Annotated in this window: 25 protein-coding genes and 1 pseudogene; 18 read left to right on the top strand and 8 right to left on the bottom strand. The window is 64.6% G+C overall.

Translation table 11 applies throughout. The features are described 5' to 3' along the window. Positions 1-91: 91 nt before the first annotated feature. Positions 92-1,237, bottom strand: coding sequence for a CHAP domain-containing protein (locus ACWPXK_RS12190; RefSeq protein ID WP_454196156.1), 1,146 nt, complete (start codon positions 1,235-1,237; stop codon positions 92-94). A gap of 222 nt (positions 1,238-1,459) precedes the next feature. After that, positions 1,460-2,218 (bottom strand): SDR family oxidoreductase, encoded by a 759-nt coding sequence (locus ACWPXK_RS12185; RefSeq protein WP_454196155.1) that lies wholly within the window; start codon positions 2,216-2,218, stop codon positions 1,460-1,462. A gap of 59 nt (positions 2,219-2,277) precedes the next feature. On the opposite strand from ACWPXK_RS12185, the gene ACWPXK_RS12180 reads away from it, so the two are divergent. From ACWPXK_RS12180 to ACWPXK_RS12170, 3 genes are all read left to right on the top strand, one after another. Then, positions 2,278-2,514 (top strand): winged helix-turn-helix transcriptional regulator, encoded by a 237-nt coding sequence (locus ACWPXK_RS12180; RefSeq protein ID WP_454196154.1) that lies wholly within the window; start codon positions 2,278-2,280, stop codon positions 2,512-2,514. A gap of 70 nt (positions 2,515-2,584) precedes the next feature. Next, positions 2,585-3,655 carry a DNA polymerase III subunit beta family protein gene (locus tag ACWPXK_RS12175; protein ID WP_454196153.1) on the top strand — a complete coding sequence of 357 codons (1,071 nt, stop codon included), beginning with the start codon at positions 2,585-2,587 and terminating at the stop codon, positions 3,653-3,655. A 253-nt stretch (positions 3,656-3,908) separates the two neighbouring features. Further along, positions 3,909-4,430, top strand: a complete 522-nt coding sequence (locus ACWPXK_RS12170) for a hypothetical protein (protein ID WP_454196152.1) — start codon at positions 3,909-3,911, stop codon at positions 4,428-4,430. 22 nt (positions 4,431-4,452) lie between these two features. Here ACWPXK_RS12170 and ACWPXK_RS12165 read toward each other — a convergent pair whose 3' ends face one another. Beyond that, positions 4,453-5,745, bottom strand: coding sequence for a TIGR03118 family protein (locus ACWPXK_RS12165; protein WP_454196434.1), 1,293 nt, complete (start codon positions 5,743-5,745; stop codon positions 4,453-4,455). 181 nt (positions 5,746-5,926) lie between these two features. Between ACWPXK_RS12165 and ACWPXK_RS12160 the strand changes: the two genes are divergently transcribed. Next, complete coding sequence (locus ACWPXK_RS12160) at positions 5,927-6,424, top strand: peroxynitrite isomerase (RefSeq protein WP_454196151.1); 498 nt, start codon at positions 5,927-5,929, stop codon at positions 6,422-6,424. A gap of 278 nt (positions 6,425-6,702) precedes the next feature. Here ACWPXK_RS12160 and ACWPXK_RS12155 read toward each other — a convergent pair whose 3' ends face one another. Together ACWPXK_RS12155 and ACWPXK_RS12150 are read right to left on the bottom strand one after the other, a co-directional pair. Then, positions 6,703-7,131 (bottom strand): DUF4254 domain-containing protein, encoded by a 429-nt coding sequence (locus ACWPXK_RS12155; RefSeq protein WP_454196150.1) that lies wholly within the window; start codon positions 7,129-7,131, stop codon positions 6,703-6,705. 76 nt (positions 7,132-7,207) lie between these two features. Next, entirely contained in the window at positions 7,208-7,741 is a 534-nt protein-coding gene (locus ACWPXK_RS12150; RefSeq protein WP_454196149.1) for a DNA-directed RNA polymerase subunit beta, read from the bottom strand. A 250-nt stretch (positions 7,742-7,991) separates the two neighbouring features. Between ACWPXK_RS12150 and ACWPXK_RS12145 the strand changes: the two genes are divergently transcribed. The 9 genes from ACWPXK_RS12145 to ACWPXK_RS12105 all read left to right on the top strand — a co-directional run bounded on the left by ACWPXK_RS12145 (position 7,992) and on the right by ACWPXK_RS12105 (position 15,303). Further along, positions 7,992-8,873, top strand: a complete 882-nt coding sequence (locus ACWPXK_RS12145; RefSeq protein WP_454196148.1) for a helix-turn-helix domain-containing protein — start codon at positions 7,992-7,994, stop codon at positions 8,871-8,873. Beyond that, positions 8,870-9,076, top strand: a complete 207-nt coding sequence (locus tag ACWPXK_RS12140; RefSeq protein ID WP_454196147.1) for a DUF397 domain-containing protein — start codon at positions 8,870-8,872, stop codon at positions 9,074-9,076. Before ACWPXK_RS12145 ends, ACWPXK_RS12140 begins: the two co-directional genes overlap by 4 nt. A gap of 216 nt (positions 9,077-9,292) precedes the next feature. Continuing rightward, the gene (locus ACWPXK_RS12135) at positions 9,293-9,865 is read left to right on the top strand and encodes a DUF3558 domain-containing protein (RefSeq protein ID WP_454196146.1); all 573 of its coding nucleotides are present in this window, start codon (positions 9,293-9,295) and stop codon (positions 9,863-9,865) included. 33 nt (positions 9,866-9,898) lie between these two features. Beyond that, positions 9,899-10,372, top strand: coding sequence for a hypothetical protein (locus ACWPXK_RS12130; RefSeq protein ID WP_454196145.1), 474 nt, complete (start codon positions 9,899-9,901; stop codon positions 10,370-10,372). Beyond that, a complete protein-coding gene (locus tag ACWPXK_RS12125; protein WP_454196144.1) occupies positions 10,369-11,523 on the top strand; it encodes a WXG100 family type VII secretion target in 1,155 nt (384 codons plus the stop codon). The genes ACWPXK_RS12130 and ACWPXK_RS12125 overlap by 4 nt, the downstream gene beginning before the upstream one ends. Positions 11,524-11,851: 328 nt before the next feature. Beyond that, the gene (locus ACWPXK_RS12120) at positions 11,852-12,628 is read left to right on the top strand and encodes an ESX secretion-associated protein EspG (RefSeq protein ID WP_454196143.1); all 777 of its coding nucleotides are present in this window, start codon (positions 11,852-11,854) and stop codon (positions 12,626-12,628) included. Between the two features lie 247 nt (positions 12,629-12,875). Further along, positions 12,876-14,006, top strand: a complete 1,131-nt coding sequence (locus ACWPXK_RS12115; protein WP_454196142.1) for a hypothetical protein — start codon at positions 12,876-12,878, stop codon at positions 14,004-14,006. 99 nt (positions 14,007-14,105) lie between these two features. Beyond that, positions 14,106-14,783: a hypothetical protein gene (locus tag ACWPXK_RS12110; RefSeq protein ID WP_454196141.1), complete on the top strand. Its 678-nt coding sequence runs from the start codon at positions 14,106-14,108 to the stop codon at positions 14,781-14,783. Between the two features lie 31 nt (positions 14,784-14,814). Continuing rightward, the gene (locus ACWPXK_RS12105) at positions 14,815-15,303 is read left to right on the top strand and encodes a hypothetical protein (protein ID WP_454196140.1); all 489 of its coding nucleotides are present in this window, start codon (positions 14,815-14,817) and stop codon (positions 15,301-15,303) included. Positions 15,304-15,832: 529 nt separating this feature from the next. Here the strand turns inward: ACWPXK_RS12105 and ACWPXK_RS12100 are convergent. The 3 genes from ACWPXK_RS12100 to ACWPXK_RS12090 form a co-directional block, all read right to left on the bottom strand. Then, positions 15,833-16,156, bottom strand: coding sequence for a hypothetical protein (locus ACWPXK_RS12100; protein ID WP_454196139.1), 324 nt, complete (start codon positions 16,154-16,156; stop codon positions 15,833-15,835). Between the two features lie 113 nt (positions 16,157-16,269). After that, a complete protein-coding gene (locus tag ACWPXK_RS12095; RefSeq protein WP_454196138.1) occupies positions 16,270-17,448 on the bottom strand; it encodes a DUF3558 family protein in 1,179 nt (392 codons plus the stop codon). 145 nt (positions 17,449-17,593) lie between these two features. Beyond that, positions 17,594-18,079: a hypothetical protein gene (locus ACWPXK_RS12090; RefSeq protein ID WP_454196137.1), complete on the bottom strand. Its 486-nt coding sequence runs from the start codon at positions 18,077-18,079 to the stop codon at positions 17,594-17,596. 968 nt (positions 18,080-19,047) lie between these two features. Here ACWPXK_RS12090 and ACWPXK_RS12085 point away from each other — a divergent pair. The 5 genes and pseudogenes from ACWPXK_RS12085 (at position 19,048) to ACWPXK_RS12065 (ending at position 24,023) form a co-directional block, all read left to right on the top strand. After that, positions 19,048-19,269, top strand: coding sequence for a hypothetical protein (locus tag ACWPXK_RS12085; RefSeq protein WP_454196136.1), 222 nt, complete (start codon positions 19,048-19,050; stop codon positions 19,267-19,269). Then, the gene (locus ACWPXK_RS12080) at positions 19,266-19,703 is read left to right on the top strand and encodes a hypothetical protein (RefSeq protein WP_454196135.1); all 438 of its coding nucleotides are present in this window, start codon (positions 19,266-19,268) and stop codon (positions 19,701-19,703) included. The genes ACWPXK_RS12085 and ACWPXK_RS12080 overlap by 4 nt, the downstream gene beginning before the upstream one ends. Continuing rightward, the gene (locus tag ACWPXK_RS12075; protein ID WP_454196134.1) at positions 19,700-20,005 is read left to right on the top strand and encodes a hypothetical protein; all 306 of its coding nucleotides are present in this window, start codon (positions 19,700-19,702) and stop codon (positions 20,003-20,005) included. Before ACWPXK_RS12080 ends, ACWPXK_RS12075 begins: the two co-directional genes overlap by 4 nt. A gap of 328 nt (positions 20,006-20,333) precedes the next feature. Continuing rightward, a pseudogene (locus ACWPXK_RS12070) lies at positions 20,334-20,513 on the top strand (IPT/TIG domain-containing protein); the annotation flags it as partial. A gap of 12 nt (positions 20,514-20,525) precedes the next feature. Beyond that, positions 20,526-24,023: a beta strand repeat-containing protein gene (locus ACWPXK_RS12065; protein ID WP_454196433.1), complete on the top strand. Its 3,498-nt coding sequence runs from the start codon at positions 20,526-20,528 to the stop codon at positions 24,021-24,023. Positions 24,024-24,058 lie beyond the last annotated feature (35 nt).

Here is a 24,058-nt window from a genome sequence, read left to right as displayed (position 1 = left end):
TTCGGCAAGCACCGAACCCAGGGATGCACGGTTTTCTGGTGCGACGCAGGCGGGGACGGGCTGGGCGGAACCGTCAGGATGCCATCGTGTCCTAGGACTGTGGCGGCTTGACGACGCCGACGAGCGCTCCTGCGTTCATGGCATAACTCTGGGTCTGCAGGCGATCACTGGAATTGCCTTCGATGGTGTTGATTCGGCCGGTTCTGGGGTCCACGGATTCCACGATTCCCACATGGTCCGGGGTTCCATCGCCCTCCCAGTCGAAGATGATCATGTCCCCTTTTTGGGCATTCGATATATTCGCCGCCAAACCCAAGTGTTTGGCGTCGCTCCAGATGGCGGGAACGTAATTCTTGTTGCTCCAGTCGACGTTGTAACCGGCCTGATCCCACACCCAGGTGGAGAAGGCCGCGCACCATGCGTCGTTGATGTTGTAGGGGGCCTTGTAGAGTTTGCCGTCCGGGCCGCGGAACATCGGGACATTGTTGCCGCCGCTTTCGGAAACACCGAGTCTCAGCTGCTCCTGCGCCTTCGCGACGATATCGTCCCGAGTTCCGTTACCGGGGGCCCAAGTCGCGCTGCTCGCGGTCGGCGCCCACGGACTCAGGCGCCCGACATCCGGCGCGTTACCGTACGGGTTGCGAGGCAGGTCCGGCATCAACTCGTAGATATTCTTGGCGTCCCTTTGCATGCCGCTGTCCGCGTCCTCGATCCTGTCGTGCACACGGTCCACGGCCTCCAGGATCAGGCGCAGCAACCGGACTTCCTCGGCGGCGGTCAGGTGCACGCTGCCATCGGGCAACTGGATCGTTGGATGTGCCCCGCTCAGCTCGGCTTTGAGCCCGTCCACGATCCCCAGCACGTCCTGGAACGCCTTGTTCGACGTGTCGAAGCTCGCGATAGCGCTTGCATTGACAGTGTCGTTATACGTTCGCAGTTGCTCAGCCCTCTCCTCGATCTCGCCGCGCCTGCTGCCGTAGTTGTCGGTCATTACCGACGATGGCGAGTCGAGCTGCTGAGCACCGTCCTTGGTGAGCTCGTGCCCTTCCTTGCTGAGCAGCTTGTTCCCTGCCAGCCAAGCGATCATGTCCGGCTGTCCGCCGTCGAAGCCGGACGCGAACAGCACAATCGAACGCTGCATGTATTCTTCCGCCGCCTCGACGACAGCTGTGAGACCGCCGCTGGCGTAGGCGGGAGGGTCGAGATTGATCTCTATGTCTTGGAAGGTTGTCGTCATGCACGCCCTCCACCCGGTGCGGCCCACACAGCCGGTCTCCGTGCGCCGACAAACAGCATCCGTAACCTCACTCGCCCAGGACCGCCGGACGCCGTGGCGGCATACCCTCTATGCACTGAGTATCGGATATTCCCAGCGGTAGTAACTCGCAGCGTTCGGCCCGTCGTTCGAGCGGCTCACGGCACATAGACCCGGCCCTTCGGCGCAGCCTGCCCAGCCGTTTCAGGAGATGGGTTCTCGCTCGTCGAGATAGTCCCGACCGCCGATGTAGGTGGTGTTTCCCGAATCGGCCGTACCGGTCGTGGCCAGGGCGACGGCGGTGGCGAACTCGGTGACCGTGGGAAGTGTGCCCTGGTCGCGACGCGCGGCGACTGCGTCGGGATTTCGGCGTTCCAGAAGCTGGACGATGATCGTGCCGTCGATCATGTCGCCGGAGACGACGTGCAAGGTGACGCCGCGGGCGCTGAGTTCGGGGATCATGGCGCGTAGTGCGTCCTCGCCCGCGCGTTTGCTCGCGGCGATCGGCTCGTAATCCGCGGGGACCGGCTTGCGGCCGTGGAAGTGTGCCTGATGGCTGGTCACGAAGACGATCCGAGAGCCGGACGGCATGTGCGGCACGGCGAGTCGTACCAGCCGTTCCTGCGCGTCGCGGTTGAGCGTCATCGCGTAGCCGGGCCCCGCGTGCAGTTCGAGACCGCCGGAGGCGTTGAGCACCAGCACGTCGAGGCGACCGAACTCCTCGGCGATTCCCGCGATCAGCGCGCCGGCGGAGTCCGCGTCGGCGATGTCGGCGCCCGCCGTCGACGCACTGCCGCCCGCCTGCCGGATCGAGTCGGCCAGACGCTCGGCCCGCCGGGCCTTCTCCCGGTAGTTGATCACCACATGGTCGCCGCGCGCCGCGAGCACTTGTGCGGTCTCCGCGCCGATACCACGGGATGAGCCCGTGATCAGGACGATTCGCCGTCCGGTCGTGTCGTCCACCGTCACCCTTTCGATCGCGCCAGGAGAAGCCCGGCCCATGCTTCTATTTCAGAACCACTATGCTGGAACCCGACCGCCTCGGCTTCCTCGAACTGCGCCGCCGCATGGGCAACTGCTCGTCGAGCATGCTCTCGGTGCGACTGCAACACCTGCAAGCCGCGGGCCTGATCGCGAAGAACCCCGACAAGTCATACGAATTGACCACCGCGGGCATCGAACTCGGCGCGGCACTGCGCCCGATCTGGGACTGGTCCCGCCGCTGGCGCGTAACCCCGACCGACCCGCAGGCGAACTGAACAACCCGCACCGGCCGGGCGAGAAGTTCACGTTTGACCTTCGAGTTGGTTGAGGCTCCATGATGGCCGGGTGGCGAGTTCGGAATCGGCAGGGTTGATCACGATCGGCGTGCTGGCACGGGCAAGCGGGCTCACCGCGAGCGCGCTGCGGTTCTACGACGACTGCGGGCTGCTCGTCCCCGCTCGGGTCGACCCGCGGACCGGATACCGCTATTACACCGAGACGCACCGCGAGCGGGCGACCCTCATCCGGCAGCTGCGCGCGATCGACCTGCCGCTGGAGACGATCGCGGAGATTCTCTCCGGCGACACCGGGCTGGCGCGGGACCTGCTCGACCGTCACGTGGACGAGCTCGCGCGGCGGGCCGGCGAGGCCGCCCGCGTCGCCACGATGGTCATGCGGTCACTCGGGCCGCACGTGGCGGTCTCCGCGGCCGTCCTGGCCCAGGCCCTCGAGCAGGTCCACGCCGCCGCGGCACGCACCCGCGAGATCCCGGTGCTGGCAGGAGTTCTGCTGGAAGCGAGCGGAAACGCGCTGACTCTCACGGCAACCGATCGCTACCGCCTATCCACCCGCACCGTGGTGGCGAACAGGCAGCACGGCGGCGACTGGTCCCGAGTGCTCGACCTTGACGGCCTCGGCTCGATCACCGCCTGGTTGCGCACCGTGGACGAGGTCGTCGCGACTCCGACCGAAGACGGTTTGGTCATGGCTGGGGACGGCACCGAGCATCGGTCCGCCGTCATCGATGAGCCCTTCCCAGATCACCGCGTCGTGCTGTCCGGGCTCGGACCGGCCCGCACCAGGGTGATCGCCGCCCGCGGCTGCTTGCTGTCTCTGCTCGAAACGGCCACTGCAACAGTGCGATTCGTCATCGACTCAACCGGCGTCCGAGTGTCGGCCGGCTACGAAGCGCACCGTCTTCCCGCTACCGTCACGGGTTCCGCCATCACCCTGTCGTTCGACCCCGCGACCCTGCTGCCCGCCGTGCATACCGCGCTCGGACCCGACCTCATGCTCGATATCACCGGTACGGATCAGCCGGTGGTCCTGCGATCCGCCACCGACGGCGACCTCACCACGCTGACAATGCCCACACGATCCGCCGACAACCACGACTACGCGGGACGACGCCCATAGGACCAGTGCCCAAGCCGCCTACGAGCGCATGGCTGCCCACCTCCACCCAGCCCGGACGCCGCCGATCGATACCCACCATCCGATCGGACGATGTACCGCCACCAGCGATTTCAGCACCTACTCATGCCCAGCAAGACGCAGCGCCCCGCGGTCCGCTCGGTCGCGAAGCCGCCGAAGCGCGATCGTCCGCCCCACAGATCGTTGACGACCGCACCGACTCGACCCACTCCATCCGCCCACCCTCAGGAGACCGATGACCACCCCAGACCAGACCATGGCCACCATCACCGACGCGGTCGCGCTCGGTCGCGACGGCCGTCCGGATGACGCGCGCGACGCTCTGCTCGCCCTGTGGTCCTCGCTCGGGCCGCAGGGCGATCCGCTGCATCGCTGTGCTCTCGCCCACTACCTGGCCGACCTGTACGACGATGCCGCCGAGGCGCTCACCTGGGATATCCGGGCACTGGACGCCGCCGATAGCCTCTCGGACGATCGCACCCAGACCTATGACGCATCACTGCGGGTGGCGGGCTTCTACCCGTCACTGCATCTGAACCTCGCCGACGACTACCGCAGGCTCGGCTCGTTCGCGGCCGCGCAGCGCGAGATCGACGCCGCCCGCGCCCATGTGCATACCCTCGCCGACGACGGCTACGGCGCCACCATTCGCACTGCCGTGGAGGAGGTCGAAGCAGCTATTCGGGAGCGGCGCACCGAACGCCGGGCGTCGGCACCGACGGGGGGCGATAACGCAGCAGCGGCCCGCGCCGAATGACGCGGGCCGCTGCGACGGGGATCTACTTCAAGCGGAGCTTGCCGAACAGGCCGTCCTTCTCATCGTCGGGTCCCGCGGTGAAGTACAGCGAGTCGGCGTCGCCGAGGCTCTCGCCGTTACCGAACATCAGCGCCCACAGACCTTCGATCGCCACCGGCTTGCCGTCGGCGTCGCGCAGGTAATCGGCGAACTTGCCGGTGGCGTCGTCGTAGGCGAGCACATGTCCGGCGCCGCCGAAGTTGCCGACCAGCAACTTGCCGCTGAGCGGGCCGAAACCCTCCGGCGCGACGGTCACCGCCCACGGCGCGTTCAGGCGCTTGCCGTCATCGAGGATGCGCACCAGCTTGCCGTCGGCGTCGAACTCGGCGAGCTTGCCCTTGTCCGGCTTGCCGCCCGCGGCCTGCTCCTGATCCTTGTCCAGCGAATCCTCTTCGCCGGCATCGAATTCGGCCGCGTCGTCTTCGTTCGGCTGTGTGGTGGCGTAGGCGACGAAAACGCGGTTGCCGATCGTCGAAACGTTGAACGGCGCGGGGTCACCCGGCTTGACCTTCTTCCCCTTCTCCGGCGCGGCCGGGTCGATCGCGTCACCGGTGGCGAACGGGTTGGCGAAGCCGGTGGTGGGAATCAACTGCCAATTCTTGTCGAACGTCCGGACCTGCGGGTCGGCGCCGAAATCGGCGGCGAGCAGCTTGTCCCCCGAAGGCGTCAGCGCGATCCCGAAGAACTGCATGCCCTGCGGCTGGCCGTCGAAGAGCAGGTTGGCCGGGCCGTCGTGACGCACGATCCGGCCCTCGGAACCCTGCTCGGTCCACGCCGAGATCTTGCCCGAGTCGGTGGCGAAGATGAACCGCGCCGAGCCGTTCAGCGGACCGCCTTCCGCCTCGACCGGCTGGTCGTGCACGACGAACAGATCGGAGGTGATCGGCGCCGGGTTGAACACGACGCCGGTGGTCTTGCCCACGCTGTTGTCCGAGGTGTCGGCGTCGGCGCCGGGGATGGTGACGATCTTCAGCCCGTCCTGGAAGAGTTTCCGCACTTGCTCGTCCGACGACTTGGTGACGTCACCGACGAACTGGAACGACTTGCCGCCCGCGCCGACCCAGAAGTGCCCGCCCGCACCCTTGGGCCGGTCGGCGAGACCCCACGCGTTCACCAGCTCGGGGAAGGTGAACTGCGCCTTGTACTCGGCGTCGTTGGCGGCGAGATTGGTCTGGACGTACTTGTTGCCGTCGAGAGCCGGCACCTCCTCGGACTTCGAGTCCGAGCAGGCTGCCGCGACGACCAGCGCAGCGCCCAGCGCCGACGCGCGCAGCAGACCGCTTCTGCCCCACGCCCGGGGCGCACCACCGCGCCGCGACTCATTCCAACGTCCGTTCAACTTTTCTGTTTCCTTTCCGGCAACACGCCACCTGGCGCTAAGGTGAACCTAACCTTAGCGTGGGTCAATTTCGGGAGTAGCGGAACGGCGCGCGAAGCACGGGTCTAGGCTGTCCGCCGTGGTCGAACCCCAGCCCTCCATTGCTCCGCATCCTGATATCGCCCCGCTCGCTCCACTGCTCGGCATTTGGCGCGGCAATGGCCAGGGTGAATACCCGACCATCCAGCCCTTCGGCTACGTCGAGGAAATCCGGTTCGGCCACCTCGGCCGCCCCTTCCTCACCTACCGGCAGAAGACCCGCGCCACCGACGACGGCAGGCCGCTGCACGCCGAAACCGGCTATCTGCGCTGCCCGCGTCCCGACCGCGTCGAGCTGATCCTCGCCCATCCCACCGGGATCACCGAAATCTGCGAGGGCTCACTCACCATCGACGACGGCACCCTGCGCCTCGAACTGGACTCCACCGGCATCGGCCGCAGCAGCACCGCGAAACTGGTGACCGCCCTCGGCCGCTCCATCCACCTCTCCGGCGACACCATCGACTACACCCTGCGCATGGCGGCGGTCGGCGAGCCGTTGCAGCACCACCTCGCCGCCACCTTGCGGCGGGACTGAGCGCCAAGGGCTGGCGTCGAATCGTTCCCTCGACATGCCGACGCCGCAGTACGGAGTAACCGGCCGCTACACGGGTAGTCCTGGTCAAGGGTGCACGCCAGCGCGGACAATGCACGCTGACTGCCCGCTCGGCCGTGAACGAGGGGCCACGTGGCGCAGTCTCGACCGGCCGGAGCCCGGCAAGCGGCGATCTATGACCCGAGGAACCCGAACTGCCGTAGGCCGGGAAGCCGCAGGCCCTCTTCCGAGAAGTAATGGAAGGAAACCTGCGGCCTCGATCAGAAAGCATTGGGCAAGCGGCGGCGGCCGATGGTGAGTTCGGTGGCGAGGTCCTCGTAGGCGAGGGCTAATTCGGCTAGGCGCTCCCAGGCGAACCAGAGGTCCCATTCCGCGTCGGCGGCGAGGGCCGCGTATGCGGTGGCGCTGAGGTGCGCCAAGCGGTCGATCACCGCGCCGAGGGATTCGGTGTGGAGGTAGGCGCCGCCGCGGGCGGAGGGCAAGCGCCTCTCGGCCCAGCGGTCGATGTCCCGGACCAGGCGGGCGCGGGATTCATCGATATCGGACACGGCACCCTGGTTCGCGTCGAGTCGGCGGGCGTGCAGGTCGGCCAGGGCGCGGGCGCGCAGCAGCACCGGGTGATCCGGTGGTGGCTCGCCTTCCCGGCAGGCTTGCAGCAGTTGACTTCTCGTCGGCAAGACATCGTTCACGGCCGCGCCTCGCTGGGGCTGAGCTCCGCTGGGCGTGACCGCGCACTGTGTTCCCGGTTCGCTCGTTGAGGCGTGCTCACGGTCGCGCCTCCCCGGGACGCTCCGCCGTGCTCGATTGCGCGCTGTCTTCTTGGAGCACTCGCTGACGCTCGTTGACAATGCTCCGGCCCGCGCAGGTCAGTACGCAGTCCACGATCACCGCTGCGGATGGGCGGAAAGTGTCCCGGGGTGCAACCACCCAGCGACGAAAGCCGCCATTTGCGTCGGCGGGCGACGGTAGCGCTATTTCGCTGCCGAATGGCACGACCGACACGTCGAGCCGGAATAGGGCCGCGAACAGTCGCGTGTCCTCGGGAAGGTCAGGACGGCACAGGAAAGTCCAACGGCGCGAACGGATATGCGCGACGACCGGGCCCAGCGGGTGTCCTCGGAAAAGCATGTCGTCTCGCACCCACTGCCCCAGCCGGTCGGGCATCGTGATTCCGCCGACCACACCCGCCTTCACGACGATCCGGCCGATCTCCGGGTGTATCCCGGCGGGCAGGCCGCAGGTACGGCGGTAAAACGCGCAGCGGGACGCGGGTGTATCCGCGAATGCCGCATGGTTCATTCGCCAGCCTCGATTCAATTGGTCCGATAAGAGCAAATGCCCGATCGCTGGACCTGGAACCGTTGTCGCGGTTAAGGTTTCAGCACTTCTTCGATTCGGACCGGGCGCGTTCAGTAGAGCACCGGATATTGCTGGGCGGGAACGTAATCAGTTGTGGAATCGGGCGGAAACCGCCCAGGTTCCAAGGATCCCCGCCAAAAGGTTCCAGTTAGCAACCTGGCCAGTAGTTTGGCTACGAAAGGAATTCGTCGTGACTCCAACAGGTTCCAGCCTTCCCCGCCGCATGCTCGGCCGTCAGTTGCGGGCGCTGCGGATCAGCGCGGGCATCAGCGCCGAGTTCGCCCGCGATGCGATCGGTGTGAGCAAGCAGACCCTCTGGCGGATGGAGACCGGACAATTGGTCCGGCTGCATCCGCTGCTCATCGAGCGGCTGTGCAAGCTGTACGGCGCATCCGACGAACAGACCGCCGTCTTGCTCGCCCTGACCGAGGAGACCAAGCACACGGAGTGGTGGTACCACTACGACGATGCCATCCCAAAGGGATTCAGCCACTATGTCGGATTGGAGGCAGCGGCCCGCCGTGTCTTCTCCTACCAAACGACTCTTCTGCCCGGACTGCTGCAAACCAACGAATACCGGCGGGCACTGATATGGGTCGACTACCCCATGATGCCCGGTCCGGAGGTCGAACGACGCATCGAGGTGTTCACCCGGCGAAAGGCCCGCTTGGACAGCGACTCAGAGCCGCTGAGTCTCAACGCGATCATCGATGAGTCCGCGTTGCGTAGACCGATCGGCGGACCATCGGTCATGGGAGATCAGGTCGCGCACCTGGCCAGAGTCAGCGAACACCCGAACATCTCGGTGTTGGTGGTTCCGCTCGAGTCGGAGGCATATCCGGGCCTGCGGGTCGGCCCGTTCGTGATGCTCGAGTTCCCCAAGCACCCGACCGCACATCTCACCGAGCCGCCGATCATCTACATGCAGGGCTTCACCGGCGACCTGTATCTTGAGAAACCCGAAGAGGTAAGGGGATACCGGCAAGCGTGGGCCGATATTCAGCGATCGGCGCTTGATGAGGCGCACAGCCGATCCCTCCTCCGCAAGATCGCAAAGGAGTACGCCGAGTGAACGCCGATCTATCCGCTGCCTCGTGGTTCAAGAGCAGCTACAGCAGCTCGGACAAGGAATGCGTCGAGGTCGCGTTTCTTGGCGACGGCTCCGTAGGTGTGCGCGACTCGAAGAATCCCACTGGCCCGGATCTCGTGTTCCCACCGAGCGAGTGGGACTCGTTCACTGCCAGCATATCTAGCGGCGAGTTCCGCTTGCCATAGCTCCTGGCCAACTGCTCGGTCGCGGCCCTGGAGCCTCCGCCGCCGGAGGCTCCGCGGCTGCTGACTCGAGTTTGCCGCTCGAGGACCATACATCTGCACGTCCGATCGGTTGCACCTGAGGAACCCCACCGGTAGCGTCGACATTCGCTGAGGGGGGCGGAGAAGCCGGTCCGGCCCCCCAGGGGAAGGGAGAACACCGGTGTGCAAGGGGAACCGATGACATCAGGACGGAGTTCGCGGCGACTGACTATCTTCGCCGTCGGTGCCGCACTCATGCTGGCAGGCTGCGACTCCTCGACCAACGGCGATGCCACGCCGACCGGGAGTCCCGAACCGAACCACAGCATCGCCCCCGATGCACCCACCGCATATGACACTTGCAAGGACATACCGCAGAGCGTCCTGGACTCCGAGAAACTCCGACGCCGCGATGAGGCCAATTCAAGTGCCAACGGTGGCATCAAATGGCGCGGGTGTCGATATGGACGCACTGATGGCTACTTCGCCACTATCACCACGTCGAACCTGACCGTCGAGATGACACGAGACAGGCACTTCCCCGAAGCGACCGAGTTCACCATCGCTGGGCGCGAGGCGATCTCGACTCGTCAGTTCGACGGCCCCAACATCAAGGACGCGTGCACGGTGAACGTCGCCATGAAGGGCGGCAGTCTCGACATCAACCTCCTCAATCCGGCCTCGAACCGAGATACTGGATCGATTGATTCATGCCAACTGGCACGGATGCTTGCCGAGAAGATCGTGCCAACGATGCCGACCAACGCATAGCACGATCCATCAAATCGTCGGGAGGGATGAAACATGAGCGACGACAACACGCCTCGGCCGATGGCGAACATGATCAGTGCGGCGCGCGAGGGGCAGTTGGCGGTTGAGATGAAGGCGGAAGACTTCATCTATCTTGACCGCGACTGCAACTTCTTCAAGGAAGCCATCCGCAATATTCAGACGACTGTGGCAGATGTCGCGAGAGCGGACCACTGGGGGCTCGGCGAGAAAGTAGAGGGCATGGTGTCGGCCGGTACCTTGGTAGACCGTTTTCGAACGAAAGCGAACGGCGCCGCGGATGGCAACAGCGTCTACCAAATCCTGGACCATCACTACCGTATTGTCGAGGACATTCAGGAGACCTACAAGATCGTCAGGGATCGAATGATGCAGGTGGACAGCGACTTTGCTGCTGAGTTCAACAAGCTGAACACGACGCTCCCGGAGCGCCCACCCGTCCAACGCCCGTTCGGACCGGTTCTGCTCCCGGACGGAACAGGCAAATGAGCGGCTACGAGAACACCCGCATTCCCAACGGCGGCGAGCATCCTGACAGCTGGGAACACCCCCGGATCAACGATTCGTTCAAGCCGCTCAATCCCACCACCGCGTACACGCAAGCGGACAAGTACTGGCAGGCCCGCAACCAGTGGGAGCAGGGCGTGGAAACGTTCGCCCGCTCCATCCAAACCTCGATCGCCCAAGCATGGTCCGGCCCGGCCGCGGAGCAGTCGAAGAACGCGATCGCCAAGTACACCAGCGACGCGCAGAACCTCACCAACTCCCTAGAGGAGCTGTACTGCCGCGTGCGCGACGCCGCGACCGCGATCGAGAACACCAAGAAGGCGCTCCCTGACACCGTCCACTACCCCTGGACCGAGCGAGTTTTCCACCCGAGCCGCTGGAGTCTTTCGGGCGAGCAATCCGAGGCCGAGCAGGCCGCACGGGCCGCGATGAAGCAGTTCTACGTGCAGCCGTTCAGCGAAATGGACGGCAAGATTCCGGTGCTGCCCACGCCGGTCGGCCCTACCGCGTCGGTGGACATTCCAGCTCCCCCGCCGGGTGGATACCAGAACAGCAACAACGGCGGTCCGAACTCGACCAGCCCGGGCAGTAATCCCGGCACCACCGACTCCGGCGTCCCCGGTGACAAGGACGGCGACGGCAAGCCCGATGAACCGGGCGCCCAGGAGCAGAATCCTGCCGACCAGTCGTCACAGGAGCAGCAGTCTTCCAACACGACACCGGCCAACACGTCGACCACACCCGCCGGCGTGGATCCCACGGCGACGAACCCGACAACGGACCCCACCAGAACCGTGCCGACCGGTACCGGAACCCCGCACGGCCCAGGGACACCCGGCATACCGGGAACCCCTGGCACGCCGAACCAGCCGCAACCTGGACGCAGCATCCCGGGCGCGCCGGGAACGCCGAGCACAGCGGCGAAACCGGCGGCCGCCGCGACAGCCGCAAGCGCGCGCGGTATGGGCGGTGTTCCCGGCATGATGGCACCCGGTGCACGCGGTGGCGGCAAGGACGAGGAGTCCACGCACACCACTCCGGACTACCTCATCAACCAGGAGAACACTGACGAACTGCTCGGTGAGCTCCCGAAGACGCTGCCCGGCGGCGTAATCGGCGGCGAGCCACAGTGAGCGGGCCACCACCGGAATTCACGCGACGAGGCCATGACCCCACGCGGGCAGTTCGATTGGTCGCGGAGGTTTTCCAGCCGACCGGGATCCCCGCAGACGCGACCTCCTGACCGTCCAGCGCAAACCCATTCCGCCCCGGCATACGACCACGTTCCATACCGCGGCGGGCATGTACCAAACTCGTCCGGCCCCGGCATCTGCCCCGCCTCGCACATCGGCCGCGGGCACGTGCCGCCCTCTCTACTCGGCACCGCCTGCCTCGCCAACCAGTGGCGGGCGTGTCCGCGCACGACAGCGGCCGCCGCGATGCGGCCAGATAGGACTTCACATGGCTGAATGGACCTGGGAACCGGACGACTTCGCCGCTCTCTGGTACGGCGACGCCCACGACCGTTTCCCGAGCCCGCTGCGCTACACCAGCCGCTTCACCTTCCGCGACGACTTCGACGCCCACCGCACCGCCGTCCGCACCCGCTACTCCGCCGACGAGCTCGATGAAATCAACGCCGCCATGCACACCCTGAGCACGTCCGAACTCCGCATCGAAATTCTCGGCGGCACGTGCAAGCACAAGAACAGCACCGGCCGCGACGACCTGCGCGAATACCGGATCCTCGGCGCCCGCACCAACTACCACGCCGTCGTCCTCAGCCAGGCCGGCAACCAACACGAACAGAGCCCCATTCGCGTGCGCATGTTCCCCGCCGACCAACTCCCCACCCGCCTGGTGAACGCGATCCCCGCCTGCAAGCCCGGCACCGAACGCCCCGCCACCTTCCACCCCGACGATCTGACCCCGCGCCGCGACACCTACCTCCAGGACAACGCCCGCAACACCCCGCGCGAGCAATACCTGCGCCTCCTCGGCCGCCCAGCCGACGGCGGCGGCATCGCCGTCCTCCTCCCCGCTCCCCTACACACCCACGCCAAACCCGCCAAAGTCCTCCAATGGCACGACATCTCCAACGACGGCCGCTACACCGAACACCGCACCCACCACATCACCGTCCGCCCCACCACGCCCACCGACCTGACCACCCACTTCACAACCTGGATCGACCAAGCCCTCCACCACCTCGAATCCACCCGCCCCGAAACCTGGTAACCAGCCCACCGGAACCGAACCCGCTCCTGAGTGAGCGTCAGCCGCCGGCGGAACAGTTGCGGACGGCCTGATCATGGTTGCGCCGGCCGTCGTAATGTACATAGGCTCTGACGCACGCCCAGCGGCGTTATCAGACGGGGGTTCAGGCCAATGCCATCGCAGACCAACACGTACACACACTGTCGCGGTAATCGGCAATCGATTGCTCGAGCCGACGCCGGTCCGGCCTGGGTATCCCGGAGGCGGCGTGGATAACTTTGCGGGTGACCTGTCCAGTCTTGCGGGGTTCAAGTTGGATCTGCAGGACCTCGGAACAAATTTTTCGTCGAACGCCTCGCGCTTGCTGTCGGGCGTGTCCCTGCCCACGGGATCGACGGGGCTTATGGCCAGTCTCGCATCACCGCTTGACCAGTTTCAGAGGGCGGTATCGGCGGCACAGCAAGCTGATCTGACTGCCATCGGCACCCTTGGTGCGAACCTGGCCACGGCGGGGACCAGGTACCAAGCGACCGACGATACCTCCGCGAAGGCGATTTCAGCGGTATCGACGAGCATCTTCGGAAACATGGGCGCGACCGGTTCAGCAGGTGGCACTCGAGATGTCAGCCGATTCGGCGCTCTACAACTGCCCAGCCTGCCGGAGGTTCCGGAGAACCAGTACACGGTCCGGCAGGTGGTCGCCGTAGGTATCAACCTGATTTCTACATACGACGATCGGCTGAGCGAAGCGATCGGCATCAGGCCCGCAGCGGACTACCTTTCTCCGCTGGTAGCGGACTGGGAGGTCTTGCAGGCTATCGGCAACCGGATCGGCCTGCTCGGCATCAACGACTACGTCACCTCGGAGAACCTCAGCAGCGGCACCAGATGGTTGCAAGGCAGATGGTCTGGGGATGCATCGCAGGCATTCGGGGCAAGCGCAAATACCCTCTGGCAATCGGTCGCCGGACGAAGCATCGATCTGGAGGCCGTGTCGAAAATCGTTGAGAACGCAGGCGCGTGTCTCGAGCGCTTGGTTTACAATCAGGCGATCGGGCTGACTGCCGGAATCCTGCAGCCGATGACCTATCTTGACGCTACTTTCCCACTGGGTGTGTGGGCGCCGTATATCAATAAACCGATCAGGGAAACAATCAGGTTCGAAATCGCATCGCAGGTCGAGGCTTTGAGAAATTTGGCAGAGTCCCGACAAAGTGAGATTGTGGCAGTTATCGAAAAGGCTTCCCGGGCTCTGGACTATTCTCCTGGGCGAACGATGCCAATATTCAACGCGAGCGATTTTGAAATTCCAGACAAGGTTGTAGTCGATGCGGGCGTAATTAGGTTCGGATTCGGCGACACCATATGGTGGGAGGACAGCATTGGCTCCTCTGTTTGACCCAACTACTTCCGATTGGTCACACGATCTTCCATCTGATCGCAGTCTAACAAGAAATGTTGATGTCAGGCACATGAGTGTAATGAGCGGAGGGCTCTGATGGCACCCGATATCCCGCCGATGCCACCGTTTCCGCCCACGGACCCTGGGCAGGGTCCGTTTGGTTCGCAACCGCTGTACAGCCGTTATGACGACTATAAGTTCCTGGATGTAGCACTTGGTGCGGCGGCAGCCGCAGATGCCGCGGGCCTGCCCAATGCAGGCCGCCATTTGAACCACTATCTTCAGAGAAGCGGTAAAGACCTGATCCTCGACGTGGATACGATCATGAATGATGAGCCCGGACTGAAACAGCACATCGACAGCATCGTTACCAAAGTCGTTCGGAGCATAGCTGGTGGCAACGCACCGTTCCAGTCGGGGTGGGAAGATTACACTTTTACTAGTCGGGACTGGTATCTGGCGATAGGTTCAGTGGAAGCTTGCGCCTGCGGGGTGGCCGTGGTTCACCAGCCGGACGCCGAAGGCCAGCAGCCTCGTATCACGCTTGATTATCAGGCGCACCTGTTCGACCGCTATAATTGGGATGGCAAAAAGAATACAACAATCGCTGGTGCAACATGGACCGATCGCGAGCTGGGTGCCCTACATACAGCTGGATTGGCGAGGGAATTTAATATGTACGGTTCGTCGACGGTAAGGCACTACGAGGGACTTCTTCCTGCCAGTGGTGTACTCGACTTGCCGGCTGGGCCGGGAAAGACGCCGCCGCGGTGATACCTGACCCCCTAGCCCGAGAGGTCATTTGATGAGAGTGCCATGGTGGGTCCTGCGTGCCCTGATAATCAGCGTGATTGCAGTGGTATCGCTCGCTGGAACTGGTTGCAGCAGCACTATCGATCGCGCTACAGCGCCGGAGGTCGAGACTTCAACCAGCCCCGAGTTGGTGAAAGAAGCGACCGAATTCGGTGGCTGGGTGCTTCCTGGAAGCGGGAAGATTCTCCTGGTCAAGAAGCAGATTATCCGCAACAGAAAGTACCAGATCGCTGTAGAGATGTCCCCCGCGGATCTCGGCTGGATGTTGGAGCAGTCTCGATTCGCAGCCACTTTCGAGAAGGTGTACCCACCATTCATCGAGGAGACTATTGCCGGGCCCGATCTCGCGTCTTCGCCGAATGTTCAATCAGCTGGGGACACGTTCCTTTCGGCACCAGGCAAGGGAACGATCCGCGAGGTCGTAGTCGATGAACGCACGACGGAAACTCGAATAGTCCACATTGAGTTCCGCAGAGTTTGAGGCCGAGAGTTGAAAATGACGCGACCGTCACCGACGGCACAAATAAATGGTCGGCAAATACGGATAGTCGGACGCAGTAACCGGCATTCACTGAGATAGGAGCGACGATTGAGTAGGGTCGTAGGACGCTTGGTCAGCACGACTACAGGGCTGATAGCCGTCGCGCTCATACCCGGATGCGGAATAGTAATCAAAAGCCCTGCACCAAAAGACTCTAGCCATACCCTTCACGATCAATGCAATAGAACACTCAGCTTTTTTGCCAATGACCTCGGATATCCGATGTGGATATCGAATATGGGTCCGACAAACCCGAAGCGCCAATAGCTCCGCCTGATCCAGGGCTCGGGCGTGGGCAGCATCCCGGGGTGAGTGCCCAGCGCGGTGACGTCGCGCTCTGATGTCAACGAATCGAGCTTCGTTACAACATGATCCAACACCACGCATCAGATCTACCAGCACCCGGTCAGTCGAGCGCCGTTGCAGCCCTTCGCCAGAGGTCCTGAAGGCGCCTTCCGGATAGCTGACGTCATGCCTGCTGATGTGGGGTTCGGCGGCGGAGCATCGCGTAGTAGATGCACCATGCCTCGACCTGGCGGTTGAAGACGGTTACCAGTTCCCAACCGAAATGCTCGTCCAAGTATTCGACGCACGCTGTCAGAGCCGACACGGTGCCCTGATAGTCGGCCTGAAGCAGAGGCGCCGGGCTCCAGCCAATCGCCCCCTGCTGCTGCGAGTAGACGACGAGGTACTTGCGTTGGTAGGTGCGCATGTCGACAGTGCCATCCAAGATGACCCGGACATCGAAAACCGGGCCCGGACCGGCCGGGAGCAGTTGAGGCTGACCGTTCACCCTCCGACTACTACCCGTGCAGGAGCCTTGGAAACAACTCTCACGTCTTCTCCCTGAGATCGCTTTGTCGAAACTGGGTCGAGTGCTTGGATTCCGCATACCGCCACGCAGGCTCAGGTACCGGGCGGGAGAGTTGATGCCAGAGTGTTCACCACCCGTTTCAGCTCGGAACACAATTCAGGTCGCCTATCGTGCTCGTTCACCGCTGCTTCGAACATGACAAGTCCCGGGACCACGCCGGAGTTCGTATTCCGTGCCACGTCGAATGCTATGTCGCAAAAGTAATCCGATTGCGCCCAGTACAGCATCACCGCGGGGCGCCCTCCGATTGTCAGCGGCGTTGGCCGCACATACTTGTCCCGGTCCCATACCTCGTCTTCGAACGAGACACTGCTGGAAACCAGGACCTCATACCACGCGCCGCGCCACGTACATGACGCACGGCCGCTCGTCGGACTTTCTCCTCCGGACCGCTTCGAGAGCACCTCGAGACCGGCTGCGCTGATGTCGCGATCCGAGATGCCGCACGGATCCCATACGGGAATCGGGGAAGCTGTAGTCCTTGGTGCGGGCGTAGTGGTCGTATCGGCGGATGAGGGCCGGGTAAGCATCGTTGTCGGCAGTGCCGACTCGGCATGCCGGGCAACAGCTTTGGCGATTGATTCCGCACCGACCTGCAGATCTCTGCGCAGCTCCTCCGAGTAGCCGACAGGAAAGGGCTCACGAGTTCCGGACCAATCCTTGCCGGATGTCTCGACATCCACGTCGAGGTTGCCGATTCTGAACCGAACGCCAACCCGCGCCGGGCCGCCTTTGGGTTCCTCGACCCAGGTTATCGCGTCGTCGCCGATACCGGGAAGCCGCGACGGCCGCGAGCTGTCGCTGGCTCTGGTCGCCTGCGCTGACAGGCCGGTGGTGCTCGCCTCGGCGCGAACGGGCAGCGTGGTGATGTCGTAGGAGATCGCGACGCTTCGCGACATCGGCACCCTACCCGACTTGATGGGCTCACGAGGGACCGGATCGCCATACTTCACGGCGCAGGACAAACTCTGTCCATACTGGCCGCCGATACGGCTCTGCTCGAATCCATCAGCCGGGCTGTACAACTCGCCCGCAAACGCTTTGAGGGCGTGTTCTGCCGGTGCCACCGCGTCAGCACAGGTGGCCGGCAACGACGAGAAGCCCGGTCGATAGTCCGGCATATCGATATCGGGGGAACAGCCAACCAGCCACACCACCAAGCACAGAAGAAGGTGCAGCACAGACGACCGGCGGCCGATACGAACACCCATGAGCGACTTCCCTCCCCAAGAACAAGACGCCATGCACGACGCGATGTCGAATGGGAGGCTACTCGACGGCCAGAGCTGCGACAAAGGGGCCGGTGCTACTCCTGGCGGATCGGTGATGCTCCTGCACGAGCACCTCGGAAGAAGGTCAGCGGAGCCGTGGATCCGTCAGCAGCACCACGCGGTCGGCTGCGGGATCGAACCCGAGCACTGGGTTACCGTAGTCACCCTCCGCGGTCATGGACACCGGCTTGCCCAAGCGACGGCCGATAGCGCACAGGAAGCTGCAGAGGGTATCCACCCCCGCCTGATCCTGCAGCTGGCGAAGGTCGATGTCGAAATCGATATCCGCTGCAGACACCGGCCGGAAGATCACCAGCACATCCGGGACAGGCCAGACCCGCAGATCGGCCATCTCCGCTTCGGCAGGGCGCGACAGAACCTTCGCGGCAGACGGCAGCGGTCTCGCGTCGCCGCCCTCCGAGTACTCCCACGCCCAACCACTCGACCGGACCAGGTCGAACACCGCCTGCCAGTCCTCTACCGAGGTGCCTGACACCGATACATCCGGCAGAGCACCCATCAGGTCAGGGTCGAAGAAGGTCTTGACGTCACTCCACAGCAGATCCGGCATCTTGCCATGCTGCCCGGCCGGTCCATCGGAACGCAGCCCGATTTCGTTGGCGACCCCCGCCACGCGACGTCATACCCGCGGGCGCCATTGCAGTCCTTCGCATGAGGCCCTGGAGGCTCCTTCGGGATAGCTGACGTTCCGGCCTGCTGATGCGGGTCTCGACGGCGAAGCATGGCCCGCGCGGCGTGTCGCGAGCGAAAGTGCCGCAGAGGGCTTCCCGCTGTTTAGCGCAGGGATTGTCGGCTCGGCGGTGGATTTCGGCGGTGCTCACGAAAAGACCTCTGCCGCAACGTTGCTACAGAACCCCGCTCGTAGCGGATGCCGCCAATACCGGTCAACACCTGGCAACAATCTGGAAAACGGACAAAAACGGATGCTGGGATGCGTTGCCTAAGTGCAGGTCCCGGGGGGTTAATGGAGGTATGTAACCGGGCCACTACCAGAGTCGGGCACCCCCCGGTGTAGAGGAATCAGCAAACTAGGAGGCAGCGCATGCCTACTTTCCTCTCCCCCTCCTCGGGGCAGCAGTCGCGGGGTCCCCGTGTCACGGTAACCGGCCGCAGCGTAGCCGACCACTGCTCCCCGGTGCGCACGGACGAACGGCACTACGAACCCCCCTCTTCCACATACGGGTTCGACTAGGTCCGCTGTTCGTCGACGATCCGACGTCACCGACACACCGTGCTGAGCGACCCCAGCCGGAAGCGGCGGGGCGAGGTGCAGGACTTCCAACCGGACGCGCTGTACCAACGCGAAGACAGGAAGCCCTGCTGTATACGCGGTGATCCGCAAACCGCTGAAACCCAGCGGGCTCGAGAGTGGCAGTCTCGGCTGCCCTGCTCCGACGAATCCACTGGGATACGGGCCATCCAGAATTCCGGCAAAACGGGCTCGTGTATTGGGACACCGCCAGCCTTCGAATACCGACGAGCTTCCGCACAACCCACACAAAAGAGAAAGGGAAACCAATGAACGCAATACTCACCGCCCTCCGCAGCGAGCCCGTTCGCGCCCTGCTGTACCCGCTGCTGGTAGCGCTGATCGGGTACGGGGTCACCAGGGGTGTCGTCTCGGCTGACACGTCCGGATTCATCCTCGCCGTTGTCGCCGCGGCGCTGGGACTTCCGGCCGTCGAGTCGGCGCGCCACCGGGTGAGCCCAGCGCCGCCGCGCAGTGGTGAACCCGCATGAGAACCCCGAAGACGACCACACGCCACGATCCCTTCGAAGTGGTCCTGTGCGCTGTCTTCGGGGTCTCCGCCCTATTGCAGGCCTTTCACGGTCCGCCACCGGGTTCCGCTACCTCGAACATGCCACCGGGATTCCGGGTGCTGTGGCTGGTCCTCATGCTGGTCGGCTGCGTCGCGACGCTGGTCGGCGTGTTCGCTCGGCGTGTGTGGGGGTACCTGGTCGAGCAGATCGGATTGGGGGCGCTCGGTTGGTCGCTGATGGCATTCGGCGGTCAGCTACTGGTGATGCAGTTCCAGCATCGAACTATCAGTCCCGCCACGATTCTCGGCGGACCGCTGCCCATCGCACTGGGTCTCGCGTTCCTGTGGAAACGCCGGCAGGTATTGCAGGACGTGCAGACCCTGCACGCGGTGAAGATGAAGGAGGAGCCATGACTTTGGTCCAGCAGTCGCCGGTGTTCGCGGCGCTCGTGCTGATCGCCAGCTCCTCGGTGCTGTCGGCAATCGTGACGGCATGGTTCAAGCGCGGCGATGTCGACGCCACCATGACCAAGACGAAGGCCGACGCCGCGAAGGTGCTGAGCGACCTTGCCATTTCGCAGACGCAACTGATGTCCGAGCAGATGGGCGAGTTTCGTATGGCGCTACGGGTGCACCGGGAATGGGATCGGAAGATGGTGACCCGGGCACGGAAGGCAGGCATCGAATTCGAGGACCCGCCCGAACTGTTCCTCTGACCGATGACAGTACACCTGGGTGAGTCCCTGCCGGGACGGTTTCGGCGAAGTTGCCGAACGCTCGTGGCAGCCCGAGGTTTCCGCAACCGAACCCGGCGGTCTCATGCCGGACGGAGGCCGGCGCCTGGCGAAAATGCCGCTGCCGCAATGCCAGATGGGCTGGTCACGGGCGACACGCGGCCAATCCGAAAACGGACCAAAACGGATTCAAGACTCGTTGCCCAGTTGCTGGTTCAGGAGTGTTAATGGAAAGTAGCCGGGCCATTGAGCGAGTCGGGCACCCCCCGGTGCAGAAGATCCATCACCACGGCAACGAGGAGGCAGCGCGATGCCTACCATCACTTCCATCTCCCCCACATCAGGGCCCGCCAATACGACTGTGACGATCACCGGTACGGGGTTCGTCCCGATTGTCACGAGCGTGAAGTTCGGTAATGTGGCAACCTCTTTCACGGTGGACTCGCCCACGCAGATCACCGCGATCGCTCCGGCCAATTTGTCCGGGACGGTGTTGGTCACCGTGACCACCTCCACGACTGGCACCAGCAACGGGGTTCCGTTCACCTATGTCGCTGTTCCCTCGTTGAGCAGCGTCAGCCCCAGCCAAGGCTCCACCGCGGGCGGGACCACGGTCACGTTGACCGGATCGGGTCTGACCGGTGTCACCTCGGTGAATTTCGGTGCCACACCGGCGGCTTCGTTCACGGTCAACTCCGACAGCCAGATCACCGCGGTATCGCCTCCCGGCAGCGGGATCGTGTCGATCACCGTCACCGGCCCGGGCGGCACCAGCAACCCGGTCACCTTCGTCTACGTGGTGGTCCCGACCATCACCTCGATCTCCCCGACCGCGGGCCCGGCGGCGGGCGGCAACAATGTCGTCATCACCGGCAGCGGGTTCACCGGTCCATTGACGGTACGGTTCGGTAACACCGCCACCATTTTCACCGTCAACTCCCCCACCCAGATCACCGCCATCGCACCCTCCGGGTCCGGGACGGTCCAGGTCACGGTCACCGGTTCGGGTGGAACCAGCAACGGCGTCTCCTACACCTACGCCGGAGTCCCGAGCCTGACCAGCCTCTCCCCCAACACCGCCCCGACCACCGGCGGCACCACGGTCGTGCTCACCGGAACCGGTTTGTCCACCGCCACCGCGGTCAACTTCGGTGCCACACCAGCGACCTCGTTCACCGTCAACTCCGACACCCAGATCACCGCCGTCGTCCCCGCCGGGACCGGCACCGTGCAGGTCACCGTCACCACCGCCGGAGGAACCACCAACGCTCTGCCCCTGACCTACGTCGCGACACCGACCCTGACCACAGCGGTGCCGAACCTCGGCCCGGTGACCGGAGGCACCACCGTCGTGCTCACCGGCACGAACCTGACCGGAACCACCGCGGTCAATTTCGGTGCCACACCAGCGACCTCGTTCACCGTCAACTCCGCCACCCAGATCACCGCCCTCGCTCCCGCGGGCGCGGCCGGGACAGTCCAGATCACCGCCACCACGCCCGGCGGAACCAGCAACGGCGTCGGCTTCACCTACGTCGCCGTACCTGCCCTGACCACCCTGGTACCGAACGTCGGTCCGGTCACCGGCGGCACCACAGTCGTGCTCACCGGCACGGGATTGACCGGAACGACAGCAGTGAACTTCGGTGCCACACCGGCAGCGTCGTTCGTCGTCAACTCCGCCACCCAGATCACCGCCATCGCTCCCGCCGGAACGGGAACCGTGCAAGTCACCGCCACCACAGCAGGCGGAACCAGCAACGGTCTCGCCTACACCTACGTCGCGGTGCCCGCCCTCAGCACGGTGGTGCCGAATGTCGGTCCGGTGACCGGCGGCACCACGGTAGTCCTCACCGGCACGGGACTGACCGGAGCGACTGCGGTGAACTTCGGTGCCACACCGGCAACCTCGTTCGTCGTCAACTCCGCCACCCAGATCACCGCCATCGCCCCCGCCGGAACCGGAACGGTGCAGGTCACCGCCACCACAGCAGGCGGAACCACCAACGGCGTCGCCTTCACCTATGTCGCGGTGCCCGCCCTCACCACGCTGGTACCGAGTGCCGGTGTGGAAGCTGGTGGAACGACGGTCGTCCTCACCGGCACCGGTCTGACCGGAACAACCGCCGTAAACTTCGGTGCCACACCGGCAGCGTCGTTCGTCGTCAACTCCGACACCCAGATCACCGCCGTCTCCCCGGCCGGGACCGGGACGGTGCAAGTCACCGCCACCACTGCGGGCGGAACGAGTAGCGGTCTCACCTTCACCTACATTCCGGTACCCGCCGTCACCACGGTCGTGCCGAATGTGGGCCCGGCAACCGGTGGAACGACGGTGATCATCACCGGAACTGGTCTGACCGGAACGACAGCGGTCAATTTCGGTGCCACACCGGCGACCTCGTTCACCGTCGACTCCGCCACCCAGATCACCGCCCTCGCCCCCGCAGGCACCGGAACCGTGCAACTCACGGTCACCACCCCGGGCGGGACCAGCAGCGGCGTCGCCTACACCTACATCCCGGTACCCGCCCTCACCGCGCTGGTACCGAACGTGGGCCCAGCCGCAGGCGGCACCACGGTCGTCCTCACAGGCACGGGTCTGACCGGAACAACCGCGGTGAACTTCGGTGCCACACCAGCAGCGTCGTTCACCGTCGACTCCGCCACCCAGATCACCGCCGTCGCACCAGCGGGGACCGGGACGGTTGTGGTCAGCGCCACCACCGCAGGTGGAACCAGTAACGGCCTGGCCTACACCTACGTTCCGATACCCACCCTCATCTCGGATGTTCCGAATGTGGGTCCGGTCACCGGAGGTACGATCGTCGCCCTCACTGGAACAGGGCTGTCCACGACCTCCGCGGTGAACTTCGGTGCCACACCGGCCACCTCGTTCATCGTCAACTCCGACATCCTGATAACCGCCGTCGCACCGGCCGGGACCGGAACCGTGCAAGTCACCGCCACGACCGCGGGTGGAACCAGCAACGGCGTCGCCTACACCTACGTCCCGCTGCCCACCCTCACCACAGCGGCACCGACCCTGGGCTCGGTATCCGGCGGCACAACGGTGGTCCTCACCGGAACGGGACTGACCGGAGCCACCGCGGTGAACTTCGGTGCCACACCGGCGACCTCGTTCACCGTCGACTCGGCCACTCAGATCACGGCCGTCGCACCGGCGGGGACCGGAACCGTGGCGATCACCGCCACCACCCCGGGTGGAACCACCAACGGCGTCATCTACACCTTCGTCGACGTGCCCACCCTCGCCGCGGCGGTACCGAACGTGGGCCCGGAGTCGGGTGGCACGACAGTGGTGCTCACCGGCACGGCATTGACCGGCGTCACCGCGGTCAACTTCGGTGCCACACCGGCAACCTCGTTCACCGTCAACTCCGCCACCCAAGTCACGGCAGTGGCACCAGCGGGGACCGGAACCGTTCAGGCTACGGTGACCACCGCGGGTGGAACCAGCAACGGCGTCGCCTACACCTACATCGCGGCGCCCGCCCTGACCACCGCGGTACCCAACACCGGCCCCGCGGCAGGCGGCACGACAGTCGTCATCGCCGGCACGGGCCTGACCGGAGCCACAGCGGTCAACTTCGGTGCCACACCGGCAACCTCGTTCACCGTCGACTCCGCCACCCAGATCACCGCAGTGGCACCAGCGGGGACCGGAACCGTGCAAATCACCACCACAACAGCGGGTGGGACCAGCAACGGCGTCGCGTTCACCTACAACGCGGCTCCCGCGCTCACCACGTTGGCACCCAACACAGGCCCGCAAGCAGGCGGAACGACAGTCGTCATCACCGGCACGGACCTGACGGGAGCCACAGCGGTCAACTTCGGCGCCACACCGGCAACGTCGTTCACCATCGACTCCGCCACCCAGATCACGGCCGTCTCGCCCGCAGGGACGGGAACCGTGCAACTCACCGTCACGACCTCAGGAGGAACGAGTAATGGACTCAGCTTCATCTATGTTTAACGGCTGATCCGGCTGGGCCGTCGGCAGGCTTTTGC

The organism is Nocardia sp. Marseille-Q1738 (assembly GCF_965283145.1).
Note: the sequence above shows the minus strand (reverse complement) of the source record. Positions and strands in the feature narration are given on the sequence as shown.